The 20,769-nt window shown below is 72.2% G+C and carries 16 protein-coding genes and 1 pseudogene; 16 read left to right on the top strand and 1 reads right to left on the bottom strand.

Translation table 11 applies throughout. The features are described from left to right. Positions 1-53: 53 nt before the first annotated feature. The 13 genes and pseudogenes from ABR738_RS08205 to ABR738_RS08145 all read left to right on the top strand — a co-directional run bounded on the left by ABR738_RS08205 (position 54) and on the right by ABR738_RS08145 (position 16,210). Positions 54-1,037 carry an aspartate carbamoyltransferase catalytic subunit gene (locus ABR738_RS08205; protein WP_350229311.1) on the top strand — a complete coding sequence of 328 codons (984 nt, stop codon included), beginning with the start codon at positions 54-56 and terminating at the stop codon, positions 1,035-1,037. A 2-nt stretch (positions 1,038-1,039) separates the two neighbouring features. Beyond that, positions 1,040-2,326, top strand: coding sequence for a dihydroorotase (locus tag ABR738_RS08200; RefSeq protein WP_350229310.1), 1,287 nt, complete (start codon positions 1,040-1,042; stop codon positions 2,324-2,326). Next, on the top strand, positions 2,323-2,949 hold the full coding sequence (locus ABR738_RS08195) for a PH-like domain-containing protein (protein WP_350229309.1): 627 nt from the start codon (positions 2,323-2,325) through the stop codon (positions 2,947-2,949). The genes ABR738_RS08200 and ABR738_RS08195 overlap by 4 nt, the downstream gene beginning before the upstream one ends. After that, on the top strand, positions 2,946-4,100 hold the full coding sequence (carA, locus tag ABR738_RS08190) for a glutamine-hydrolyzing carbamoyl-phosphate synthase small subunit (RefSeq protein ID WP_350229308.1): 1,155 nt from the start codon (positions 2,946-2,948) through the stop codon (positions 4,098-4,100). The genes ABR738_RS08195 and carA overlap by 4 nt, the downstream gene beginning before the upstream one ends. After that, positions 4,093-7,401, top strand: coding sequence for a carbamoyl-phosphate synthase large subunit (carB, locus tag ABR738_RS08185; RefSeq protein WP_350229307.1), 3,309 nt, complete (start codon positions 4,093-4,095; stop codon positions 7,399-7,401). Before carA ends, carB begins: the two co-directional genes overlap by 8 nt. An 81-nt stretch (positions 7,402-7,482) precedes the next feature. Beyond that, positions 7,483-8,595 (top strand): quinone-dependent dihydroorotate dehydrogenase, encoded by a 1,113-nt coding sequence (locus ABR738_RS08180; RefSeq protein ID WP_350229306.1) that lies wholly within the window; start codon positions 7,483-7,485, stop codon positions 8,593-8,595. Continuing rightward, the gene (gene pyrF, locus ABR738_RS08175; protein ID WP_350229305.1) at positions 8,592-9,425 is read left to right on the top strand and encodes an orotidine-5'-phosphate decarboxylase; all 834 of its coding nucleotides are present in this window, start codon (positions 8,592-8,594) and stop codon (positions 9,423-9,425) included. Before ABR738_RS08180 ends, pyrF begins: the two co-directional genes overlap by 4 nt. Positions 9,426-9,793: 368 nt before the next feature. Continuing rightward, a complete protein-coding gene (locus ABR738_RS08170) occupies positions 9,794-10,117 on the top strand; it encodes an integration host factor (protein ID WP_053724505.1) in 324 nt (107 codons plus the stop codon). A gap of 38 nt (positions 10,118-10,155) precedes the next feature. After that, positions 10,156-10,749, top strand: coding sequence for a guanylate kinase (gmk, locus tag ABR738_RS08165; RefSeq protein WP_350229304.1), 594 nt, complete (start codon positions 10,156-10,158; stop codon positions 10,747-10,749). Positions 10,750-10,831: 82 nt separating this feature from the next. Continuing rightward, positions 10,832-11,104 carry a DNA-directed RNA polymerase subunit omega gene (gene rpoZ / locus ABR738_RS08160; protein ID WP_005319902.1) on the top strand — a complete coding sequence of 91 codons (273 nt, stop codon included), beginning with the start codon at positions 10,832-10,834 and terminating at the stop codon, positions 11,102-11,104. Positions 11,105-11,227: 123 nt separating this feature from the next. Further along, positions 11,228-12,427 (top strand): annotated as a pseudogene (gene coaBC / locus ABR738_RS08155) (bifunctional phosphopantothenoylcysteine decarboxylase/phosphopantothenate--cysteine ligase CoaBC); the annotation flags it as partial. A 263-nt stretch (positions 12,428-12,690) separates the two neighbouring features. Further along, positions 12,691-13,899 carry a methionine adenosyltransferase gene (metK, locus tag ABR738_RS08150; protein ID WP_350229303.1) on the top strand — a complete coding sequence of 403 codons (1,209 nt, stop codon included), beginning with the start codon at positions 12,691-12,693 and terminating at the stop codon, positions 13,897-13,899. Positions 13,900-14,071: 172 nt separating this feature from the next. Further along, positions 14,072-16,210 carry a primosomal protein N' gene (locus tag ABR738_RS08145; RefSeq protein ID WP_350229302.1) on the top strand — a complete coding sequence of 713 codons (2,139 nt, stop codon included), beginning with the start codon at positions 14,072-14,074 and terminating at the stop codon, positions 16,208-16,210. 189 nt (positions 16,211-16,399) lie between these two features. Here ABR738_RS08145 and ABR738_RS08140 read toward each other — a convergent pair whose 3' ends face one another. Next, positions 16,400-16,948, bottom strand: coding sequence for a hypothetical protein (locus ABR738_RS08140; protein WP_350229301.1), 549 nt, complete (start codon positions 16,946-16,948; stop codon positions 16,400-16,402). A gap of 402 nt (positions 16,949-17,350) precedes the next feature. Between ABR738_RS08140 and fmt the strand changes: the two genes are divergently transcribed. The 3 genes from fmt to rpe all read left to right on the top strand — a co-directional run bounded on the left by fmt (position 17,351) and on the right by rpe (position 20,691). Beyond that, positions 17,351-18,295 (top strand): methionyl-tRNA formyltransferase, encoded by a 945-nt coding sequence (gene fmt / locus ABR738_RS08135; RefSeq protein ID WP_350229300.1) that lies wholly within the window; start codon positions 17,351-17,353, stop codon positions 18,293-18,295. Positions 18,296-18,333: 38 nt separating this feature from the next. Beyond that, on the top strand, positions 18,334-19,800 hold the full coding sequence (locus tag ABR738_RS08130; protein WP_350229299.1) for an RsmB/NOP family class I SAM-dependent RNA methyltransferase: 1,467 nt from the start codon (positions 18,334-18,336) through the stop codon (positions 19,798-19,800). 207 nt (positions 19,801-20,007) lie between these two features. After that, positions 20,008-20,691, top strand: a complete 684-nt coding sequence (gene rpe, locus ABR738_RS08125; protein ID WP_350229298.1) for a ribulose-phosphate 3-epimerase — start codon at positions 20,008-20,010, stop codon at positions 20,689-20,691. The last annotated feature ends 78 nt before the right edge of the window (positions 20,692-20,769 follow it).

Below are 20,769 nucleotides of genomic sequence, written 5' to 3'. Positions count from 1 at the left end.
GCTTCTGCGCGCCCGCACGCCCCCACCCTCCATCCCACCTGGAGAACCCCCCGATGATGCGTCACCTCATCTCGGCCGCCGACCTCACCCGCGACGACGCCGTCCTCGTCCTCGACACCGCCGAGGAGATGGCCCGGGTCTCCGACCGGCCCATCAAGAAGCTCCCTGCCCTGCGCGGCCGGACCGTCTGCAACCTGTTCTTCGAGGACTCCACCCGCACCCGGATCTCCTTCGAGGCCGCCGAGAAGCGCCTGTCGGCCGACGTCATCAACTTCGCCGCCAAGGGCTCCTCGGTCTCCAAGGGCGAGTCCCTGAAGGACACCGCGCAGACCCTGGAGGCGATGGGCGTGGACGCCGTCGTCATCCGCCACAGCGCGTCCGGCGCCCCCTACCGCCTGGCCACGTCCGGCTGGATCGACGCGCCCGTCATCAACGCCGGCGACGGCACCCACCAGCACCCCACCCAGGCGCTGCTCGACGCGTTCACCATGCGCCGGCGCCTGGTCGGCGAGGACGCGCTCGGCCAGGACCTCTCCGGCAAGCGCGTCACCCTGGTCGGCGACGTGCTGCACAGCCGCGTCGCCCGTTCCAACGTCGACCTTCTGCACACCCTGGGCGCCGAGGTCACCCTGGTGGCCCCGCCCACCCTGCTCCCGGTCGGCGTCGAACACTGGGCCTGCGACGTGTCGTACGACCTGGACGCCGTGCTGCCGAAGTCCGACGCGGTGATGATGCTGCGTGTGCAGCGCGAACGCATGAACGCCGCCTTCTTCCCGACCGAGCGCGAGTACTCGCGGCGCTACGGACTCGACGGCGACCGCATGGCCAAGATGCCCGAGCACGGCATCGTCATGCACCCCGGCCCGATGGTGCGCGGCATGGAGATCACCGCCGAGGTCGCCGACTCCGACCGCTGCACGGTCGTCGAACAGGTCGCCAACGGCGTCCACACCCGTATGGCGGTCCTGTACCTGCTCCTGGGCGGCAACGAGCCCGCCGTCAGCCACGCCCGCCCCACCGATGCGGAGAACAAGTAACCATGAGCACGATCCTTATCCGTGGTGCGAAGGTCCTCGGCGGTGACGTCCAGGACGTACTGATCGACGGCGAGACCATCGCAGCCGTCGGCACCGGCCTCGACGCCGGGGACGCGACCGTCGTCGACGCCACCGGCCAGATCCTGCTGCCCGGCCTCGTCGACCTGCACACCCACCTGCGCGAGCCCGGCCGCGAGGACTCCGAGACCGTCCTGACCGGCACCCGGGCGGCCGCGAGCGGGGGCTACACCTCCGTGTTCGCCATGGCCAACACCTTCCCCGTCGCCGACACCGCGGGCGTGGTCGAGCAGGTCTGGCGGCTCGGCAAGGAGTCCGGCTACTGCGACGTGCAGCCCATCGGAGCCGTCACCGTGGGCCTTGAGGGCAAGCAGCTCGCCGAGCTCGGCGCCATGCACGAATCCGCCGCCGGCGTCACCGTCTTCTCCGACGACGGCAAGTGCGTCCACGACGCGGTGATCATGCGCCGCGCCCTGGAGTACGTGAAGGCCTTCGGCGGCGTCGTCGCCCAGCACGCCCAGGAGCCCCGCCTGACCGAGGGCGCCCAGATGAACGAGGGCGTCGTCTCGGCCGAGCTCGGCCTCGGCGGCTGGCCCGCCGTCGCCGAGGAGTCGATCATCGCCCGCGATGTGCTGCTCGCCGAGCACGTCGGCTCCCGCGTGCACATCTGCCACCTCTCCACGGCCGGCTCGGTCGAGATCGTCCGCTGGGCCAAGTCGCGCGGCATCGACGTCACCGCCGAGGTCACCCCGCACCACCTGCTCCTGACCGATGAGCTGGTCCGCTCCTACAACCCGGTCTACAAGGTCAACCCGCCGCTGCGCACCGAGAAGGACGTCATGGCGCTGCGCGAGGCGCTGGCCGACGGCACCATCGACATCGTCGCCACCGACCACGCGCCGCACCCGCACGAGGACAAGGACTGCGAGTGGGCCGCCGCCGCCATGGGCATGGTCGGCCTGGAGACGGCGCTCTCGGTCGTCCAGCACACGATGGTCGAGACCGGGCTGCTCGACTGGGCGGGCGTCGCCGACCGCATGGCGCACAAGCCCGCCGAGATCGGGCGGGCCACCGGCCACGGCCGACCCGTCTCGGCAGGCGAACCCGCCAACCTGACCCTGGTGGATCCGGCATACCGTGGTGAGGTGAACCCCGCGGGCTTCGCCTCCCGCAGCCGCAACACCCCCTACGAGGGCCGCGAGCTGCCCGGGCGCGTCACGCACACCTTCCTGCGGGGCCGGGCAACGCTCGTGGACGGGAAGCTGGCGTGAGGTACGCACCACTGATCAATCTGGCCGCCGAGGAGAAGTCCGCCGAGGTGACCAACTGGGGCGGGCGCATCGGCTGGCTGGTCGGCCTCGCGCTCTTCGTGGCCCTCGTCTACTGGCTGATGCGCCAGGGCTGGCAGTGGCGCCGCCGCCTCCAGTCCGACCTTCCCGCCCTCCCCGCCGCGCCGCAAGAGCCCGGCGAGGTGAAACTGAGGCTGAGCGGCCGCTACCACGGCTCCACCACCGCCGGGCAGTGGCTCGACCGCATCGTGGCGCACGGCCTCGGCGTGCGCAGCAAGGCGGAGCTCACCCTGACGGACGCGGGCCTGGTCGTCGTACGCCCCGGGGCGAACGACTTCTTCGTCCCGGCCGCACAGCTCCACGAGGCCCGGCTCGACAAGGGCATCGCGGGCAAGGTCCTCACCGAGGGCGGGCTGCTGGTCGTCACCTGGCACCACGGCGACCGGCTGATCGACTCGGGCTTCCGCTCCGACCGGGCCGAAGAGCACCCGGCCTGGGTCGCGGCCATCAACTCCATGCCCGAGCCCGCTCGCGCCGCTCAGGCCGCTCGCGCCACTCAGACCACTGAACAACCCACCACCACGACGGAAGGCGCCGCACGATGACGACCTCCACCCGGGGAATCGCCCCCTCAGGAAAGGCGACTCCCGCCGTACTCGTCCTGGAGGACGGCCGCATCTTCCGCGGCCGCTCCTACGGGGCCGTGGGGGAGACCTTCGGCGAGGCCGTGTTCTCCACCGGCATGACCGGCTACCAGGAGACCCTGACCGACCCGTCGTACCACCGCCAGGTCGTCGTGATGACCGCCCCGCACGTCGGCAACACCGGCGTGAACGACGAGGACCCCGAGTCCGCGCGGATCTGGGTGGCCGGCTACGTCGTGCGCGACCCCGCCCGCATGCCCTCCAACTGGCGCTCGCGCCGCACCCTGGACGACGAACTCGTCCAGCAGGGCGTCGTCGGGATCTCGGGAGTCGACACCCGCGCCCTCACCCGCCACCTGCGCGAGCGCGGCGCCATGCGCGTCGGCATCTTCTCGGGCGAGGCGGTCGCGGACGACGCGACCCTGCTGGCCCGCGTGAAGGAAGCGCCCCAGATGGTGGGCGCGAACCTCTCCGCAGAGGTCGCCACCAAGGAGACGTACGTCGTCCCCGCCGTCGGGACCAAGAAGTTCACCGTCGCCGCCGTGGACCTCGGCATCAAGGGCATGACCCCGCACCGCATGGCCGAGCGCGGCATCGAGGTGCACGTGCTGCCCGCGACCGCCACCGCCGAGGACGTGTACGCGGTCGGCCCCGACGGCGTGTTCTTCTCCAACGGCCCGGGCGACCCGGCCACCGCCGACGGTCCCGTCGCCGTGATGCGCGCCGTACTCGAACGCAAGACACCGCTGTTCGGCATCTGCTTCGGCAACCAGATCCTCGGCCGCGCGCTCGGCTTCGGCACCTACAAGCTGAAGTACGGCCACCGGGGCATCAACCAGCCCGTGCAGGACCGCACCACCGGCAAGGTCGAGGTCACCGCGCACAACCACGGCTTCGCCGTGGACGCGCCGCTCGACGAGGTCTCGCAGACGCCCTACGGGCGCGCCGAGGTCTCCCACGTCTGTCTGAACGACCAGGTCGTCGAAGGCCTCCAGCTGCTCGACCAGCCGGCCTTCAGCGTCCAGTACCATCCCGAAGCCGCCGCGGGCCCGCACGACGCCGCGTACCTCTTCGACCGCTTCGTAGAGCTCATGGAGGGCCAGCGTGCCTAAGCGCTCCGACATCCAGTCCGTCCTGGTCATCGGCTCCGGCCCGATCGTCATCGGCCAGGCAGCCGAGTTCGACTACTCCGGCACCCAGGCCTGCCGCATCCTCAAGGCCGAGGGCCTGCGGGTCATCCTGGTGAACTCCAACCCCGCGACGATCATGACCGACCCGGAGATCGCCGACGCCACGTACGTCGAGCCGATCACCCCCGAGTTCGTCGAGAAGATCATCGCCAAGGAGCGCCCCGACGCCCTCCTGCCCACCCTCGGCGGCCAGACCGCGCTCAACACCGCGATCTCCATGCACGAGCAGGGTGTGCTTGAGAAGTACGGCGTGGAGCTGATCGGCGCCAACGTCGAGGCCATCAACAAGGGCGAGGACCGCGACCTGTTCAAGGGCGTCGTCGAGGCCGTCAAGCAGAAGATCGGCTACGGCGAGTCCGCCCGCTCGGTCATCTGCCACACCATGGACGACGTCATCGCCGGCGTCGACACCCTCGGCGGCTACCCCGTCGTGGTGCGCCCCTCCTTCACCATGGGCGGCGCGGGCTCCGGCTTCGCGCACGACGAGGAGGAACTGCGCCGCATCGCCGGCCAGGGCCTCACGCTCTCGCCGACCACCGAGGTGCTTCTGGAGGAGTCCATCCTCGGCTGGAAGGAGTACGAGCTGGAGCTGATGCGCGACAAGAACGACAACGTCGTGGTCGTCTGCTCCATCGAGAACTTCGACCCGATGGGCGTGCACACCGGCGACTCCATCACCGTCGCCCCGGCGATGACCCTGACCGACCGCGAGTACCAGCGCCTGCGCGACATCGGCATCGCGATCATCCGCGAGGTCGGCGTCGACACCGGCGGCTGCAACATCCAGTTCGCGATCGACCCGGCCGACGGCCGCGTCATCGTCATCGAGATGAACCCGCGCGTCTCGCGCTCCTCCGCGCTCGCCTCCAAGGCCACGGGCTTCCCGATCGCCAAGATCGCGGCCAAGCTGGCCATCGGCTACACGCTGGACGAGGTCCCCAACGACATCACCGAGAAGACGCCGGCCTCCTTCGAGCCGACGCTCGACTACGTCGTGGTGAAGGCCCCGCGCTTCGCCTTCGAGAAGTTCCCCTCCGCCGACTCCACCCTCACCACCACCATGAAGTCGGTGGGTGAGGCCATGGCGATCGGGCGCAACTTCACCGAGGCGCTGCAAAAGGCGCTGCGCTCCCTGGAGAAGAAGGGCTCGCAGTTCGACTTCACGAGCCCGACCGGTGACAAGGACACCCTGCTGGCCGAGGCCAAGCGCCCGACCGACGGCCGCATCAACACGGTCATGGCGGCGATCCGCGCCGGCGCCACCCAGGAAGAGGTCTTCGACTCCACGAAGATCGACCCCTGGTTCGTCGACCAGCTCTTCCTCATCAAGGAGATCGCCGACGAGCTGGCCGCCGCCGACAAGCTCGGCCCCGAGCTGCTGGCCCAGGCCAAGCGCCACGGCTTCTCCGACGCCCAGATCGCCGGCATCCGGGGTCTGCGCGAGGACGTGGTGCGCGAGGTCAGGCACGCGCTCGGGGTGCGCCCGGTCTACAAGACGGTCGACACCTGCGCCGCCGAGTTCGCCGCCAAGACGCCGTACTTCTACTCCTCCTACGACGAGGAGAGCGAGGTCGCCCCGCGCGAGAAGCCCGCGGTCATCATCCTGGGCTCCGGCCCCAACCGCATCGGCCAGGGCATCGAGTTCGACTACTCCTGCGTCCACGCCTCCTTCGCGCTGAGCGACGCGGGCTACGAGACCGTGATGGTCAACTGCAACCCGGAGACCGTCTCCACCGACTACGACACCTCCGACCGCCTGTACTTCGAGCCCCTGACGCTCGAGGACGTCCTGGAGATCGTCCACGCCGAGACGCTTGCCGGACCGGTCGCGGGCGTCGTCGTCCAGCTCGGCGGGCAGACCCCGCTGGGCCTGGCGCAGGCGCTCAAGGACAACGGCGTCCCCGTGGTCGGCACCTCGCCCGAGGCCATCCACGCGGCCGAGGACCGGGGCGCCTTCGGCCGGGTGCTCGCCGAGGCCGGCCTGCCCGCGCCCAAGCACGGCACCGCCACCACCTTCGCCGGCGCCAAGGCCATCGCCGACGAGATCGGCTACCCCGTCCTCGTACGCCCCTCGTACGTGCTCGGCGGACGCGGCATGGAGATCGTGTACGACGAGGAGCGCCTGGCCTCCTACATCGCCGAGTCCACCGAGATCAGCCCGACCCGGCCGGTCCTGGTCGACCGCTTCCTCGACGACGCGATCGAGATCGACGTGGACGCCCTCTACGACGGCACCGAGCTCTACCTCGGCGGCGTCATGGAGCACATCGAGGAGGCCGGCATCCACTCCGGTGACTCGGCGTGCGCGCTGCCCCCGATCACGCTCGGCGGCCACGACATAAAGCGCCTGCGCGCCTCGACGGAGGCCATCGCCAAGGGCGTCGGCGTCCGCGGTCTGATCAACATCCAGTTCGCCATGGCCGGCGACATCCTGTACGTCCTCGAAGCCAACCCGCGCGCGTCGCGCACCGTGCCCTTCACCTCGAAGGCGACCGCGGTGCCGCTCGCCAAGGCCGCGGCCCGCATCTCGCTGGGCGCCACCGTCGCCGAACTGCGCGCCGAAGGCATGCTGCCCAGGGAGGGCGACGGCGGCACGCTGCCGCTGGACGCGCCGATCTCCGTCAAGGAGGCCGTGATGCCGTGGAGCCGCTTCCGCGACGTCCACGGGCGCGGCGTCGACACGGTGCTCGGCCCGGAGATGCGCTCCACCGGTGAAGTCATGGGCATCGACTCGGTGTTCGGCACCGCGTACGCCAAGTCGCAGGCGGGCGCCTACGGTCCGCTGCCGACCAAGGGCCGCGCGTTCATCTCGGTGGCCAACCGGGACAAGCGCACGATGATCTTCCCGGCGCGCGAACTGGTAGCCCACGGCTTCGAGTTGTTGGCCACCTCCGGCACCGCCGAGGTGCTGCGCCGCAACGGCATCAACGCCACGGTCGTGCGCAAGCTCAGCGAGGGCGAGGGCCCGAACGGCGAGAAGACGATCGTCCAGCTCATCCACGACGGCGAGGTGGACCTCATCGTCAACACGCCGTACGGCACCGGTGGCCGCCTCGACGGCTACGAGATCCGCACGGCGGCGGTCGCCCGCTCCGTGCCCTGCCTGACCACGGTCCAGGCGCTCGCCGCCGCCGTCCAGGGCATCGACGCCCTCAACCACGGTGACGTGGGCGTACGTTCCCTCCAGGAACACGCGGAACACCTGACCGCGGCCCGCGACTAGCAGACGGGGAAGCAGGGGGACACCGCAACCGGTGTCCCCCTCTTCATGAGCCCTCTCCCCGAGCCACCGAGGACACCGACCATGTACAAACTCTTCTTCCACCTCGTCTTCAAGCGCATGGATCCCGAGCAGGCCCACCACATGGCCTTCCGCTGGATCCGCCTGGCGGCCCGCGTCCCCGTTCTGCGTACGTTCGTCGCCGCCGTGCTCGCACCCCGCTACAAGGAGCTGCGCACCGAGGCGTTCGGCCTGCGCATGCACGGCCCGTTCGGCCTCGCGGCCGGCTTCGACAAGAACGCCGTCGCGGTCGACGGCATGGCGATGCTCGGCTTCGACCACATCGAGATCGGCACCGTCACCGGCGAGCCCCAGCCCGGCAACCCGAAGAAGCGCCTCTTCCGCCTCGTGCAGGACCGCGCGCTGATCAACCGCATGGGCTTCAACAACGAGGGTTCGGCGGCGGTGGCGGCCCGTCTGGCGGCCCGCACAGCGGTGTTCAAGACCGTCGTGGGCGTCAACATCGGCAAGACCAAGGTCGTGCCCGAGGCCGATGCCGCCGCCGACTACGTGAAGTCGACCGAGCGCCTGGCCCGCCACGCCGACTACCTCGTGGTGAACGTCTCCTCGCCGAACACGCCGGGCCTGCGCAACCTTCAGGCCACCGAGTCCCTTCGCCCGCTCCTGACCGCCGTGCGCGAGGCCGCCGACCGCGCCGTCCAGGGCCGCCGCGTCCCGCTGCTCGTCAAGATCGCGCCCGATCTGGCCGACGCGGACATCGACGCGGTCGCCGACCTCGCTCTCGAGCTCGGCCTCGACGGCATCATCGCCACCAACACCACCATCGCCCGCGACGGTCTCGGCCTGACGTCCCCGGCCGGTCTGGTCAAGGAGAGCGGCGGCCTGTCCGGCGCTCCGCTCAAGGAGCGCTCCCTGGAGGTCCTTGGCCGGCTGTACGCCCGCGTGGGCGACCGGCTCGTCCTGATCGGGGTCGGCGGCATCGAGAACGCCGAGGACGCCTGGCAGCGCATCCTGGCGGGCGCCACCCTGGTCCAGGGCTACAGCGCCTTCATCTACGAGGGCCCCTTCTGGGCCCGCGCGATCCACAAGGGCCTCGCGGCCCGGCTCGCGACCTCCCCGTACGCCACCCTCGCCGAGGCCGTCGGCGCCGAGACCCGGAAGAAGGCAGCGGCATGATCCCCTTCGGTACCCGTCTGCGCGAGGCGATGGACACCCGTGGCCCGCTGTGCGTCGGCATCGACCCGCACGCCTCCCTGCTCGCGGACTGGGGTCTGAGCGACGACATCGCGGGCCTCGAACGCTTCACCCGCATCACCGTCGAGGCGCTGGCCGACCGGGTGGCCGTGCTCAAGCCGCAGTCGGCGTTCTTCGAGCGGTTCGGCTCGCGCGGCGTCGCCGTCCTGGAGAAGGCGGTCGAGGATGCCCGGGCGGCAGGCGCCCTGGTCCTGATGGACGCCAAGCGCGGCGACATCGGTTCCACCATGGCGGCGTACGCGGCCACCTACCTGGACCCCGCCTCGCCGCTGTTCTCGGACGCGGTGACCCTCTCGCCCTACCTCGGCTTCGGCTCGCTGCGCCCGGCGCTCGACCTCGCGGCCGCGTCCGGCTCGGGTGTCTTCGTGCTCGCTCTCACCTCCAACCCGGAAGGCGCGCAGGTGCAGCGCTCGACGGCCGCCGACGGCCGCTCCATCGCCCAGCTGATGCTGGACCACATGAGGGCCGAGAACGCGGGCGCCGACCCGCTCGGATCCGTCGGCGCGGTGGTCGGCGCCACGCTCGGCGACGCGGGCGTGGACCTCGCCATCAACGGCCCCCTCCTGGCCCCCGGCATCGGCGCCCAGGGCGCGACCCCGGCCGATCTGCCCGGGGTCTTCGGCTCCGCCGTGCGCGACGTGGTCCCGAGCGTCAGCCGCGGCGTCCTGCGCCACGGCCCCGACGTCGCCGCCCTGCGCGAGGCGGCCGCCCGCTACGCGGACGAGGTCCGCGCGGCCCTCCTGGCGGGCTGATCCCGCACGGCCCGGGTGTGACATGCGTCCCATCCGGGCCACGCGCGCGGACCCACCGCCCGGACCTGGCGCGGGCGCCGGGGGAACGGGGAAAGCGCCCCGCGCGGAAGCCATGGGGTGCGTGCACACGGAACGTTGACAAATTCCTTACGTAAAACCAGGGTGTTTTGTCTGAAAAGTCCTGATCAGCTGAGGCTGACCAGGACTTTTCGCTTGTTCTCGCTGACTGGAGCGGCCTTGGCCGCTAGTCTCCGACGAGAGCAGACGAGCACGTGCGCGAGTACGGAGGACGCTGCTCACCTGGTGTGGAGCGATCAGGTTCCTCACCGGTCCGTATCCGACAGTTCGACATCCGAGGTGACGTAGGCGTGGCTCTTCCGCCCCTTACCCCTGAACAGCGCGCAGCCGCGCTCGAAAAGGCCGCCGCGGCTCGCCGGGAGCGGGCCGAGGTCAAGAATCGACTCAAGCACTCCGGCGCCTCGCTCCACGAGGTCATCAAGTCGGGCCAGGAGAACGACGTCATCGGGAAGATGAAGGTCTCCGCCCTCCTTGAGTCCCTGCCCGGCGTGGGCAAGGTCCGTGCCAAGCAGATCATGGAGCGGCTCGGCATCTCCGAGAGCCGCCGCGTGCGGGGGCTCGGCTCCAACCAGATCGCGTCCCTTGAGCGCGAGTTCGGCGGCTCCGGGGCCTGACGTCTCGGGCATACCCGAGAAGCTGGAATAATCGCCGCATGGCAGCAACACTCCGGGGGACCACCCCCGTACCCCCGGACGCACGTCCGCGGCTGACCGTGCTCTCCGGCCCCTCCGGGGTCGGCAAGAGCACGGTCGTCGCTCATATGCGCAAGGTCCACCCCGAGGTCTGGCTCTCGGTGTCGGCGACGACCCGCAAGCCGCGCCCCGGCGAGCGCCACGGCGTGCAGTACTTCTTCGTGGACGACGAGGAGTTCGACAAGCTCGTCGCCAACGGTGAACTCCTGGAGTGGGCGGAGTTCGCGGGCAACCGCTACGGCACCCCGCGCGCGGCCGTCCTGGAACGCCTCGAAGCGGGTGAGCCGGTCCTCCTGGAGATCGACCTCCAGGGCGCCCGGCTCGTCCGCGAGTCGATGCCCGAGGCCCAGCTCGTCTTCCTCGCGCCGCCGAGCTGGGACGAACTGGTGCGCCGGCTCACCGGCCGGGGCACCGAGGCGCCCGACGTCATCGAGCGCCGGCTCGCCGCCGCGAAGGTGGAGCTGGCCGCCGAGGCCGAGTTCGACACCACGCTCGTCAACACCTCGGTCGAGGACGTGGCCCGCGAGCTGCTAGCCTTGGTGCGAGTTGTTTGATCGAGTCGTATGACGTCACCTACGTGACGCCGGCCGGCTCGCTCACCGCCTCACATCTTCGATCCCCATCGGAAGGCAGAGAGTGTCCTCTTCCATTACCGCGCCCGAGGGCATCATCAACCCTCCGATTGATGAGCTCCTTGAGGCAACCGACTCGAAGTACAGCCTGGTGATCTACGCGGCCAAGCGTGCCCGCCAGATCAACGCGTACTACTCGCAGCTCGGTGAGGGCCTGCTCGAGTACGTCGGCCCGCTGGTGGACACCCACGTCCACGAGAAGCCGCTCTCGATCGCGCTGCGCGAGATCAACGCCGGTCTGCTGACCTCGGAGGCCATCGAGGGCCCCGCCCAGTAGGCGGCGCGCAAGCGAAAGAACGTTCCACCACAGGCCCGGCAGCGCGACTGCCGGGCCTGTGGTGTGTCATGGGTACACACACGCAGTCAAGGTGACAGCGCGCGGGGAGAGGCGAGTTTTGCGATGGCCGAGCCGAAGGTCGTTCTGGGGGTCAGCGGCGGCATCGCCGCCTACAAGGCGTGCGAACTGCTGCGCAGGCTGACCGAGTCGGGCCACGACGTACGGGTGGTGCCGACCGCGTCGGCGCTCCACTTCGTCGGGGCGGCCACCTGGTCCGCGCTCTCGGGCCACCCCGTCTCCACCGAGGTGTGGTCGGACGTCCACGAGGTGCCGCACGTGCGCATCGGACAGGGCGCCGACCTCGTGATCGTCGCGCCGGCCACCGCCGACATGCTCGCCAAGGCCGCCCACGGCCTCGCCGACGACCTGCTCACCAACACGCTGCTGACCGCGCGCTGCCCCGTCGTCTTCGCGCCCGCGATGCACACCGAGATGTGGGAGCACCCCGCCACCCAGGAGAACGTGGCCACGCTGCGCCGCCGGGGCGCGGTCGTCGTGGAGCCCGCCGTGGGGCGCCTGACCGGCGTCGACACCGGCAAGGGCCGGCTGCCCGACCCGGGCGAGCTCTTCGAGGTGTGCCGCCGGGTACTCGCCCGGGGGAGTACCGAGCGCGACCTGGCCGGCCGGCACGTGGTGATCAGCGCGGGCGGCACGCGCGAGCCGCTGGACCCCGTGCGCTACCTCGGCAACCGCTCCTCCGGCAAGCAGGGGTACGCCCTCGCGCGGACCGCCGTCGCCCGGGGGGCCCGGGTCACCCTGATCGAGGCGAACACCCGGCTTCCCGACCCGGCGGGGGCCGACGTGGTCCGCGTCGGCACCGCCGTAGAGCTGCGCGAGGCGGTCCTGACGGCGGCGGCGGACGCCGACGCCGTCGTGATGGCGGCCGCGGTCGCGGACTTCCGGCCCGGGACGTACGCCGCCGGAAAGATCAAGAAGAAGGACGGCGAGGAGCCCGCCCCGCTCACACTGGTGCGCAATCCGGACATCCTGGCCGAGATCTCCGCCCACCGGGCCCGCCCGGACCAGGTGATCGTCGGTTTCGCCGCCGAGACCGACGACGTCCTGGCCAACGGCCGCCTCAAGCTCCGGCGCAAGGGCTGCGACCTGCTCGTCGTCAATGAGGTCGGCGAGCGCAAGACGTTCGGCTCCGAGGAGAACGAGGCCGTCATCCTGGGCGCCGACGGATCGGAGACGCCGGTGCCGTACGGTCCGAAAGAGGCGCTTTCGGACCTGGTGTGGGATGCGGTGGGCCCGCGTTTCGGACAATCCGGGGACACGCCCCAGGACCGTCTCAGCCCCTCGCGACCCGGTGTCGGGCCGGGCCTCCCGGGCCTTGCGGGCACCGGACCGCGTCCGCGCGAGCTCCCGGGACGACCAGATTCGGAGATTGCCGGACTCCACAGAGCGAGACACGTGGTCCAACGGACAGAACCGACCGATAAACTGGTCCCGGAACGCCGCCGGGCGCAGCTCCCGGCGCGACCTACCATGATCAGCCAGCAGCCGCTGCAACCCCAGGGAGCGTTGTGTCCCGTCGTCTCTTCACCTCGGAGTCAGTGACCGAAGGTCACCCCGACAAGATCGCTGACCAGATCAGCGACACGATCCTCGACGCGCTCCTGCGCGAGGACCCGGCCTCGCGCGTGGCCGTGGAGACCCTTATCACCACGGGCCAGGTGCACGTGGCCGGAGAGGTCACCACCAAGGCCTACGCGCCGATCGCCCAGCTGGTCCGCGACAAGATCCTGGAAATCGGCTACGACTCCTCGAAGAAGGGCTTCGACGGCGCCTCCTGCGGCGTGTCGGTATCCATCGGTGCCCAGTCCCCTGACATCGCCCAGGGTGTCGACACCGCGTACGAGAAGCGCGTCGAGGGCGACGAGGACGAGCTGGACAAGCAGGGCGCGGGCGACCAGGGCCTGATGTTCGGGTACGCCTGCGACGAGACGCCCGAGCTGATGCCGCTGCCGATCCACGTGGCGCACCGGCTCTCGCGCCGCCTGACCGAGGTCCGCAAGAACGGCACCATCCCCTACCTGCGCCCCGACGGCAAGACCCAGGTCACCATCGAGTACGACGGCGACAAGGCCGTCCGCCTCGACACGGTGGTCGTCTCCACGCAGCACGCCAGCGACATCGACCTGGAGTCGCTGCTCGCTCCGGACATCCGCGAGTTCGTCGTCGAGCACGTCCTCAAGCAGCTCGTCGAGGACGGCATCAAGCTGGACACCGACGCCTACCGCCTCCTGGTGAACCCCACCGGCCGCTTCGAGATCGGCGGCCCGATGGGCGACGCCGGCCTGACCGGCCGCAAGATCATCATCGACACGTACGGCGGCATGGCCCGCCACGGCGGCGGCGCCTTCTCCGGCAAGGACCCGTCGAAGGTGGACCGCTCGGCCGCCTACGCGATGCGCTGGGTCGCCAAGAACGTCGTGGCCGCGGGGCTCGCGGCGCGCTGCGAGGTCCAGGTCGCGTACGCGATCGGCAAGGCCGAGCCGGTGGGCCTGTTCATCGAGACGTTCGGCACGAACACGATCGAGAACGAGAAGATCGAGACGGCCATCACCCAGGTCTTCGACCTGCGCCCGGCCGCGATCATCCGCGACCTCGACCTGCTCCGCCCGATCTACGCCCAGACCGCCGCGTACGGCCACTTCGGCCGCGAACTCCCCGACTTCACGTGGGAGCGCACGGACCGGGTGGAGGCGCTGAGGACGGCCGCGGGGCTGTAGTACACAGCACCCGAAGCAGGGCCCCGGACCGTTCGAGCGTCGAACTGGTCCGGGGCCTTCGTTTGTGCCCCGCAACAGGGCGCGGTCATGACCGGCGCCGGCCTCGGGCGGAATGATCCCGGCGGGGTCGGCGGGCATGGGGCTGTCAGTCCTGTCTGGTAGGAATTTGGCTGTGAGCGGCGAGGACGAACGGCGGGGCGGGGGCGCGGGGCCGGAGCAGCTTGCGCTCATTCGGGAGACGGTGCGCAGGGCCAAGGTGCCCAAGGCCAAGCCGCGCACCTGGCGGGGGGCCGCGCTCGCCAAGGAGCTGCCCATCGCCCGGGTCGTGGTGAACAAGGGAGTGCTGCACCTCGATCAGTTCTTCGACTACGCCGTGCCCGAGGAGCTGGACGCCGACGCGCAGCCCGGCGTGCGGGTGCGGGTGCGGTTCGGGGCCGGGGCGCGCAACGTGCGGGGCGGGCGCCGCGAGGGCGGTGGTCTGATCGACGGGTTCCTCGTCGAGCGGCGCGCCGAGACGGACTACACGGGCCCGCTGGCCGCGCTGGCCGGCGTCGTCTCGCCCGAGCGCGTGCTCAGCCCGGGCACCCTGTCCCTGGCCCGGGCCGTGGCCGACCGGTACGCGGGCAGCCTCGCCGACGTGCTCCAGCTCGCCGTGCCGCCGAGGAACGCGCGAGCGGAGGCCAAACCGTCACCCGACCCTGCCCCGCCGCCCGCCGAGCCGGCGGCCGGGACCTGGGAGCGGTACCAGCAGGGGCCCGCGTTCCTGAGCGCGCTGGCGAGCGGAGCGGCGCCCCGCGCGGTGTGGACGGCGCTGCCCGGGCCCCACTGGGCGCACGAGATCGCGCGGGCCGTCGCCGCCACGCTCGCATCGGGCCGAGGCGCACTCGTCGTCGTACCGGACGGCCGGAGCGCGAGCCGTGTGGACGCGGCGCTGACCGCGCTGCTCGGCGAGGGCCGGCACGCGCTGCTCACCGCCGAGTCCGGCCCCGAGCGGCGCTACCGGCAGTGGCTCGCGGTGAGCCGGGGCGCGGTGCGGGCCGTGGTCGGCACCCGGGCCGCGATGTTCGCGCCCGTCCAGAAGCTGGGCCTCGTCGTGGTCTGGGAGGACGGCGACGCCAGCCACAGCGACGACAACGCCCCCTTCCCGCACGTACGGGAGGTCCTTGAACTGCGGGCCACCCAGGACAAGTGCGCCTTCCTGCTGGGCAGTACGAGCTGCACGGTCGAGGCCGCGCAGCTGGTGCAGAGCGGATGGGCCGCGCCCCTGGCCGCCGACCGCACGGTGGCGCGGGCGGCGGCCCCCCTCGTGCGCACTGTCGGCGACGGGGAACTGGCCCGCGACGAGGCGGCGCGCGCGGCCCGGCTGCCGAGCCTCGCCTGGCAGGCCGTCAGGGAGGGCCTGAAGAGCGGGCCCGTCCTCGTGCAGGTGCCGAGAAGGGGATACGCGCCGCGGCTGGCCTGCGCCCGCTGCCGGACGCAGGCCCGGTGCGGCCGCTGCGCGGGCCCCCTGGAGGCGCCGGACGAGCACGCGCTGCGGTGCGCCTGGTGCGGCACGGCGGAGGCCGACTGGCACTGCGCGGAGTGCGGCGCGACCCGGCTGCGGGCCCAGATCGTCGGCGCCCGGCGCACCGCCGAGGAGCTGGGCCGCGCCTTCCCCGCCGTACCGGTGCGCACCTCGGGGCGCGACCACGTCCTGGACGCGGTGCCCGCACAGCCCGCGCTCGTGGTGTCCACCCCCGGCGCCGAGCCGGTCGCCGAGGGCGGCTACGCGGCGGCGCTGCTCCTGGACGGCTGGGCGATGCTGGGCCGGCCCGACCTCAGGGCAGGCGAGGACGCCCTGCGACGCTGGATCACGGCGGCCTCGCTTGTGCGCGGACAGGACGAGGGCGGCACGGTGGTCGTGGTGGCCGAGCCCACGCTGCGCCCCGTGCAGGCGCTGGTCCGCTGGGACCCGGTGGGCCACGCCCTGCGCGAACTGGCCGAGCGGGCCGAGCTCGGGTTCCCGCCGGTCTCGCGGATGGCCGAGGCCATCGGCCGCCCCGAAGCGGTCGAGGCGTTCGTGCGGTCGGCCCAACTGCCGCCCGACGCGCAGGTGTTGGGTCCGGTCCCGCTTCCGCTCGCCGACCCCGGCCGGCCGCGCAGGCCCGGCGATCCGCCGGTGGGGGAGCAGTGGGAGCGGGTGCTGCTGCGGGTGCCGCCGGGCAGCGGCGCGGCCCTGGCCGCCGCCCTCAAGGCCGCCCAGGCCGCCCGGCTCGCCCGGGGCGGTGGCGACCCGGTCCGCATCAGGATCGACCCGCCGGACATCGGCTGAGGCTGAGCGAGCGGCCCCCAGCGGGCCGTCGCCGCCGTCCGGGCCCCGCCGACCGCTGCCAAGTCCCCGCGCCCCCGCCAGGCCACCGCACATGGCTGTGCCCTCGCGAAGGCGCGTACGGACGCGAGGGCACGAAGGGGCGGAAGGCGCAGGGCGTAGGAGGCAGGGGGCTAGGGGGTAAGGAGCGGATCAGCCGTTGCGGGGGCCGGGGAACGCGCTGGTGCGGACCTCCTCGCGGAGGGCCTGGCTGCCCGCCGTGGGCTGCGGCGGCATCGAACGGGCGGCGGGGACCGCGGGCATGGGGGACATCGGGGGCAGCGGCGGCAGGGTGCGGGTCACCGAGGTCTCGTCCGGGCGCTCCGCCTCGGCCTGGGCCGCCGCGGGGGCGGTCGCCCGGCGGGACCCGTAACGGCGGTGCACCGCCTGCTTGGTGACGCCGAGCGCGGAGCCCACCGCGTCCCAGGAGAAGCCGAGGGAGCGGTCGAAGTCGACGGCGGCGGTCACCAGCGTCTCGACGCTGTCCCGCAGCTCCTGGGCGAGCCGTACGGTCGGCGCGGGGGCGCGCCCGTACACGACGAAGCCCGTGGAGGGGCCGGAGCGGCGCGGGCGGTAGACGTTGCCCAGCTGCGCGGTGAGGGTGCGCAGTGCGTCCACCTGCCGGCGGACCCGCTCGATGTCCCGCACCAACAGGTGCAGGCTGGCCCGCGCTTGGGCGTCGTGGGTTGCGTGGTCGGCCATGAGCAAGCCTCTCGAACCGGCGATGAAAAGGGAGGATGGAAATGGTGTAAACGGCGTGAACGTACTGATACCGAGTAGTGCGGAGTTGTGCCGTGTTGACGTGGAGCGGGTGCTGAACGGTCGCCGGGCCGCACATGCGGCCCGGTCGGGGTCAATCTCTCTTGACCAACGCGCTACCCGCTGTTGTGGTCACGCTGCGGGGGCGTATGGGCATATGCACAGGGCGCACGCGTACTCATGCGCCCCTGCCCGGCGGAACGACCCCGCCCGCCGGCCGCCCCGGCCGGCACCCGCGTGGCGCCCGCGCGTCCACCCGGGCCCGGGCCGGCACCTGCGCGTCCGCCCCCACGCCACCGGCCCATAGACTGAGACGCTGCTCTCGACAAAGCGAGGTAACCCCCAGTGAAGCTCGTCTTCGCAGGCACCCCCGAGGTCGCCGTCCCCGCCCTGGACGCCCTGATCGCATCCGGCCGGCACGAGGTCGCCGCGGTCGTCACCCGGCCCGACGCTCCCGCCGGCCGCGGCCGGCGTCTGGTGGCGAGCCCGGTCGCCGAGCGGGCCGAGGAGGCCGGCATCGAGGTGCTCAAGCCCGCGAAGCCACGGGACGAGCAGTTCCTGGCCCGGCTGCGGGAGATCGCGCCGGACTGCTGCCCGGTCGTGGCCTACGGCGCGCTCCTTCCCCGGGTCGCCCTGGACATCCCGGCGCACGGCTGGGTCAACCTGCACTTCTCGCTGCTGCCCGCCTGGCGCGGCGCGGCGCCCGTGCAGCACGCCGTCATGGCCGGTGACGAGATCACCGGCGCGGCCACCTTCCTCATCGAGGAAGGGCTCGATTCGGGGCCGGTGTACGGCACGGTCACCGAGGAGGTGCGGCCCACCGACACCAGCGGCGACCTGCTCACCCGGCTCGCGTTCGCGGGCGCGGGCCTGCTCGCCGCCACCATGGACGGCATCGAGGACGGCTCTCTGAAGGCCGTGCCCCAGCCCGCCGAGGGCATCTCGCTCGCCCCGAAGATCACCGTGGAGATGGCGCACGTCGACTGGGCGGCGCCCGCGCTGCGCGTGGACCGCGTGGTGCGCGGCTGCACCCCCGCGCCCGGCGCCTGGACCGTCTTCCGCGGCGAACGCCTCAAGCTGATCCAGGCCGCCCTGGTCACCGATCGCACCGACCTCGCCCCCGGCGAACTGTCCGCCGCCAAGAACAACGTGTACGTCGGCACCGGCTCGCACGCCGTGGAACTGCTCTGGGTCCAGCCGCAGGGCAAGAAGCCGATGCGCGGCGCCGACTGGGCGCGGGGGGTGCGCATCGCCCCGGGTGAGCGCGTGGGGGCGGCGGACGTACGCTGAGGGGGTTCGCCCCATCTGATCAGCGGAGCACCTTTCACGTGAACGATTCGCCACGTAGCAGCGCCCGGCCCAAGGCGGCCAAGGCCGGCAAGCCCTACCGCCGGCCGAAGAAGGACCCGGTCCGCATCCTCGCGTTCGAGGCGCTGCGCGCCGTGGACGAGCGCGACGCCTACGCCAACCTGGTCCTGCCCCCGCTGCTCCGCAAGGCGCGCGAGGGCGGGGACGGCAACACCTTCGACAGCCGGGACGCGGCGCTCGCCACGGAGCTGGTCTACGGGACGCTGCGCCGCCAGGGCACCTATGACGCGATCATCGCGGCCTGCGTGGACCGGCCGCTGCGCGAGGTCGACCCGCCGGTGCTCGACGTGCTCGCGCTCGGCGCGCACCAGTTGCTCGGCACCCGGATCCCCACGCACGCCGCGGTCTCCGCGAGCGTGGAGCTGGCCCGGGTGGTCCTCGGCGACGGCCGCGCCAAGTTCGTCAACGCGGTGCTGCGCAAGATCTCCGCGAACGATCTCGACGGCTGGCTCGAGAAGGTCGCGCCGTCCTACGAGGAGGACGCGGAGGACCATCTCGCCGTCGTCCACTCGCACCCGCGCTGGGTGGTCTCGGCCCTGTGGGACGCGCTCGGCGGAGGCCGGGCCGGCATCGAGGACCTGCTTGAGGCCGACAACGAGCGCCCCGAGGTGACCCTGGTCGCCCGCCCGGGCCGCTCCACCACCGCCGAACTCCTCGACGCGCTCGGCGAGGAGGCCGCGCTGCCGGGCCGCTGGTCGCCGTACGCGGTGCGCATGGCAGAGGGCGGCGAGCCGGGGGCGCTCGACGCCGTACGGGAGGGCCGGGCCGGCGTCCAGGACGAGGGCAGCCAGCTGGTCGCCGCCGCCCTGGCGGCCGCGCCGATCGAGGGCCGCGACGAGCTCTGGCTCGACGGCTGCGCGGGTCCCGGCGGCAAGGCCGCCCTGCTGGCGGCGCTCGCCGCCGGGCGCGGCGCGGCCCTGCTCGCCTCCGAGAAGCAGCCGCACCGGGCCCGCCTGGTCGAGCGCGCGCTCGCAGGCAACCCGGGCCCCTACCAGGTCGTCGCGGCCGACGGCACCCGCCCGCCGTGGCTGCCCGGTTCCTTCGACCGGGTCCTGATGGACGTCCCATGCTCGGGCCTCGGCGCCCTGCGCCGCCGCCCCGAAGCCCGCTGGCGCCGGCGCCCCGAGGACCTGGACGGCTTCGCCCCGCTCCAGCGCGGGCTGCTGCGCGAGGCCCTTTCGGCGGTCCGCGTCGGCGGCGTCGTCGGGTACGCCACCTGCTCGCCGCACCTGGCCGAGACCCGGATCGTCGTCGAGGACGTCCTCAAGGGGCGCGGCGGCGCCGAGCCAGTCGAGGCCGAGTGGATCGACGTACGCCCCCTGATGCCCGGGGTCGCGGGCCTGGGCGAGGGCCCCGACGTCCAGCTGTGGCCGCATCTGCACGGCACGGACGCGATGTACCTGGCGCTGCTGAGGCGCACGGCCTGAGCCGGGCCGCGCGCGGCCGGTGGGGGCGGTGGGGGAGGGGAGACTCGTTTCCCTCCCCCACCGCCCCGATCCGAACCCCCCGCCCCGATCCGAACCGCCCGCCCCGATCCGAACCGCCCGCCCCGATCCGCGCCCCCGCCCCGATCCGCACCGGCTGGGGCCCGCACCGTGGCAGGCAAGTCGCCCGGGGCATGGGAGGCTTGGGGCATGGCTCAGATCAACCCCAGCATCCTCTCCGCGGACTTCGCCAGGCTGGCCGACGAGGCCCGGGCGGTCGAAGGCGCCGACTGGCTCCATGTCGACGTGATGGACAACCACTTCGTGCCCAACCTCACGCTGGGGGTGCCCATCGTGGAATCCCTGAGCAGGGCCACCAGCACGCCGCTCGACTGCCACCTGATGATCGAGGACCCCGACCGCTGGGCCCCGCAGTACGTGGAGGCCGGTGCCGGTTCGGTCACCTTCCACGCGGAGGCCGCGGCCGCCCCCGTACGCCTGGCCCGTGAGATCCGCGCCAAGGGGGCCCGCGCCTCGATGGCGCTGAAGCCCGCGACGCCCATCGAGCCGTACGAGGACCTGCTCCCCGAACTCGACATGCTGCTGATCATGACGGTCGAGCCCGGCTTCGGCGGCCAGGCCTTCCTCGACATCATGCTGCCCAAGATCCGCCGGACCCGTGAGCTGATCGTCAAACACGGACTTGAACTGTGGCTCCAGGTCGACGGCGGCGTCTCGGCCGCCACGATCGAGCGCTGCGCCGAGGCCGGGGCCGACGTCTTCGTCGCGGGATCGGCCGTCTACGGCGCCGACGACCCCGCCGAAGCGGTGCGGTCGCTGCGCTCCATGGCTGAACGGACGACGGCGGCCGCGCCCTGGGCGTGCGCACACTGAGCCGCCACTGAATGAACGGAACCCTCCGGGGCTGATCAAGGACCGTCGCATCTGACAGGATGAACAGCGAGTCCGGTG

This window comes from Streptomyces sp. Edi4, from assembly GCF_040253615.1.
GTDB lineage: Bacteria > Actinomycetota > Actinomycetes > Streptomycetales > Streptomycetaceae > Streptomyces.
This window is presented reverse-complemented; position numbering and strand designations above follow the sequence as displayed.

Bases quoted from the DNA above. Each gene is read 5' to 3' on its own strand.
- ABR738_RS08205 (WP_350229311.1), top strand. From the start codon at position 54: ATGATGCGTCACCTCATCTCGGCCGCCGACCTCACCCGCGACGACGCC.
- ABR738_RS08200 (WP_350229310.1), top strand. From the start codon at position 1,040: ATGAGCACGATCCTTATCCGTGGTGCGAAGGTCCTCGGCGGTGACGTC.
- carA (WP_350229308.1), top strand. From the start codon at position 2,946: ATGACGACCTCCACCCGGGGAATCGCCCCCTCAGGAAAGGCGACTCCC.
- ABR738_RS08180 (WP_350229306.1), top strand. From the start codon at position 7,483: ATGTACAAACTCTTCTTCCACCTCGTCTTCAAGCGCATGGATCCCGAG.
- pyrF (WP_350229305.1), top strand. From the start codon at position 8,592: ATGATCCCCTTCGGTACCCGTCTGCGCGAGGCGATGGACACCCGTGGC.
- gmk (WP_350229304.1), top strand. From the start codon at position 10,156: ATGGCAGCAACACTCCGGGGGACCACCCCCGTACCCCCGGACGCACGT.
- ABR738_RS08140 (WP_350229301.1), bottom strand. From the start codon at position 16,948: ATGGCCGACCACGCAACCCACGACGCCCAAGCGCGGGCCAGCCTGCAC.
- rpe (WP_350229298.1), top strand. From the start codon at position 20,008: ATGGCTCAGATCAACCCCAGCATCCTCTCCGCGGACTTCGCCAGGCTG.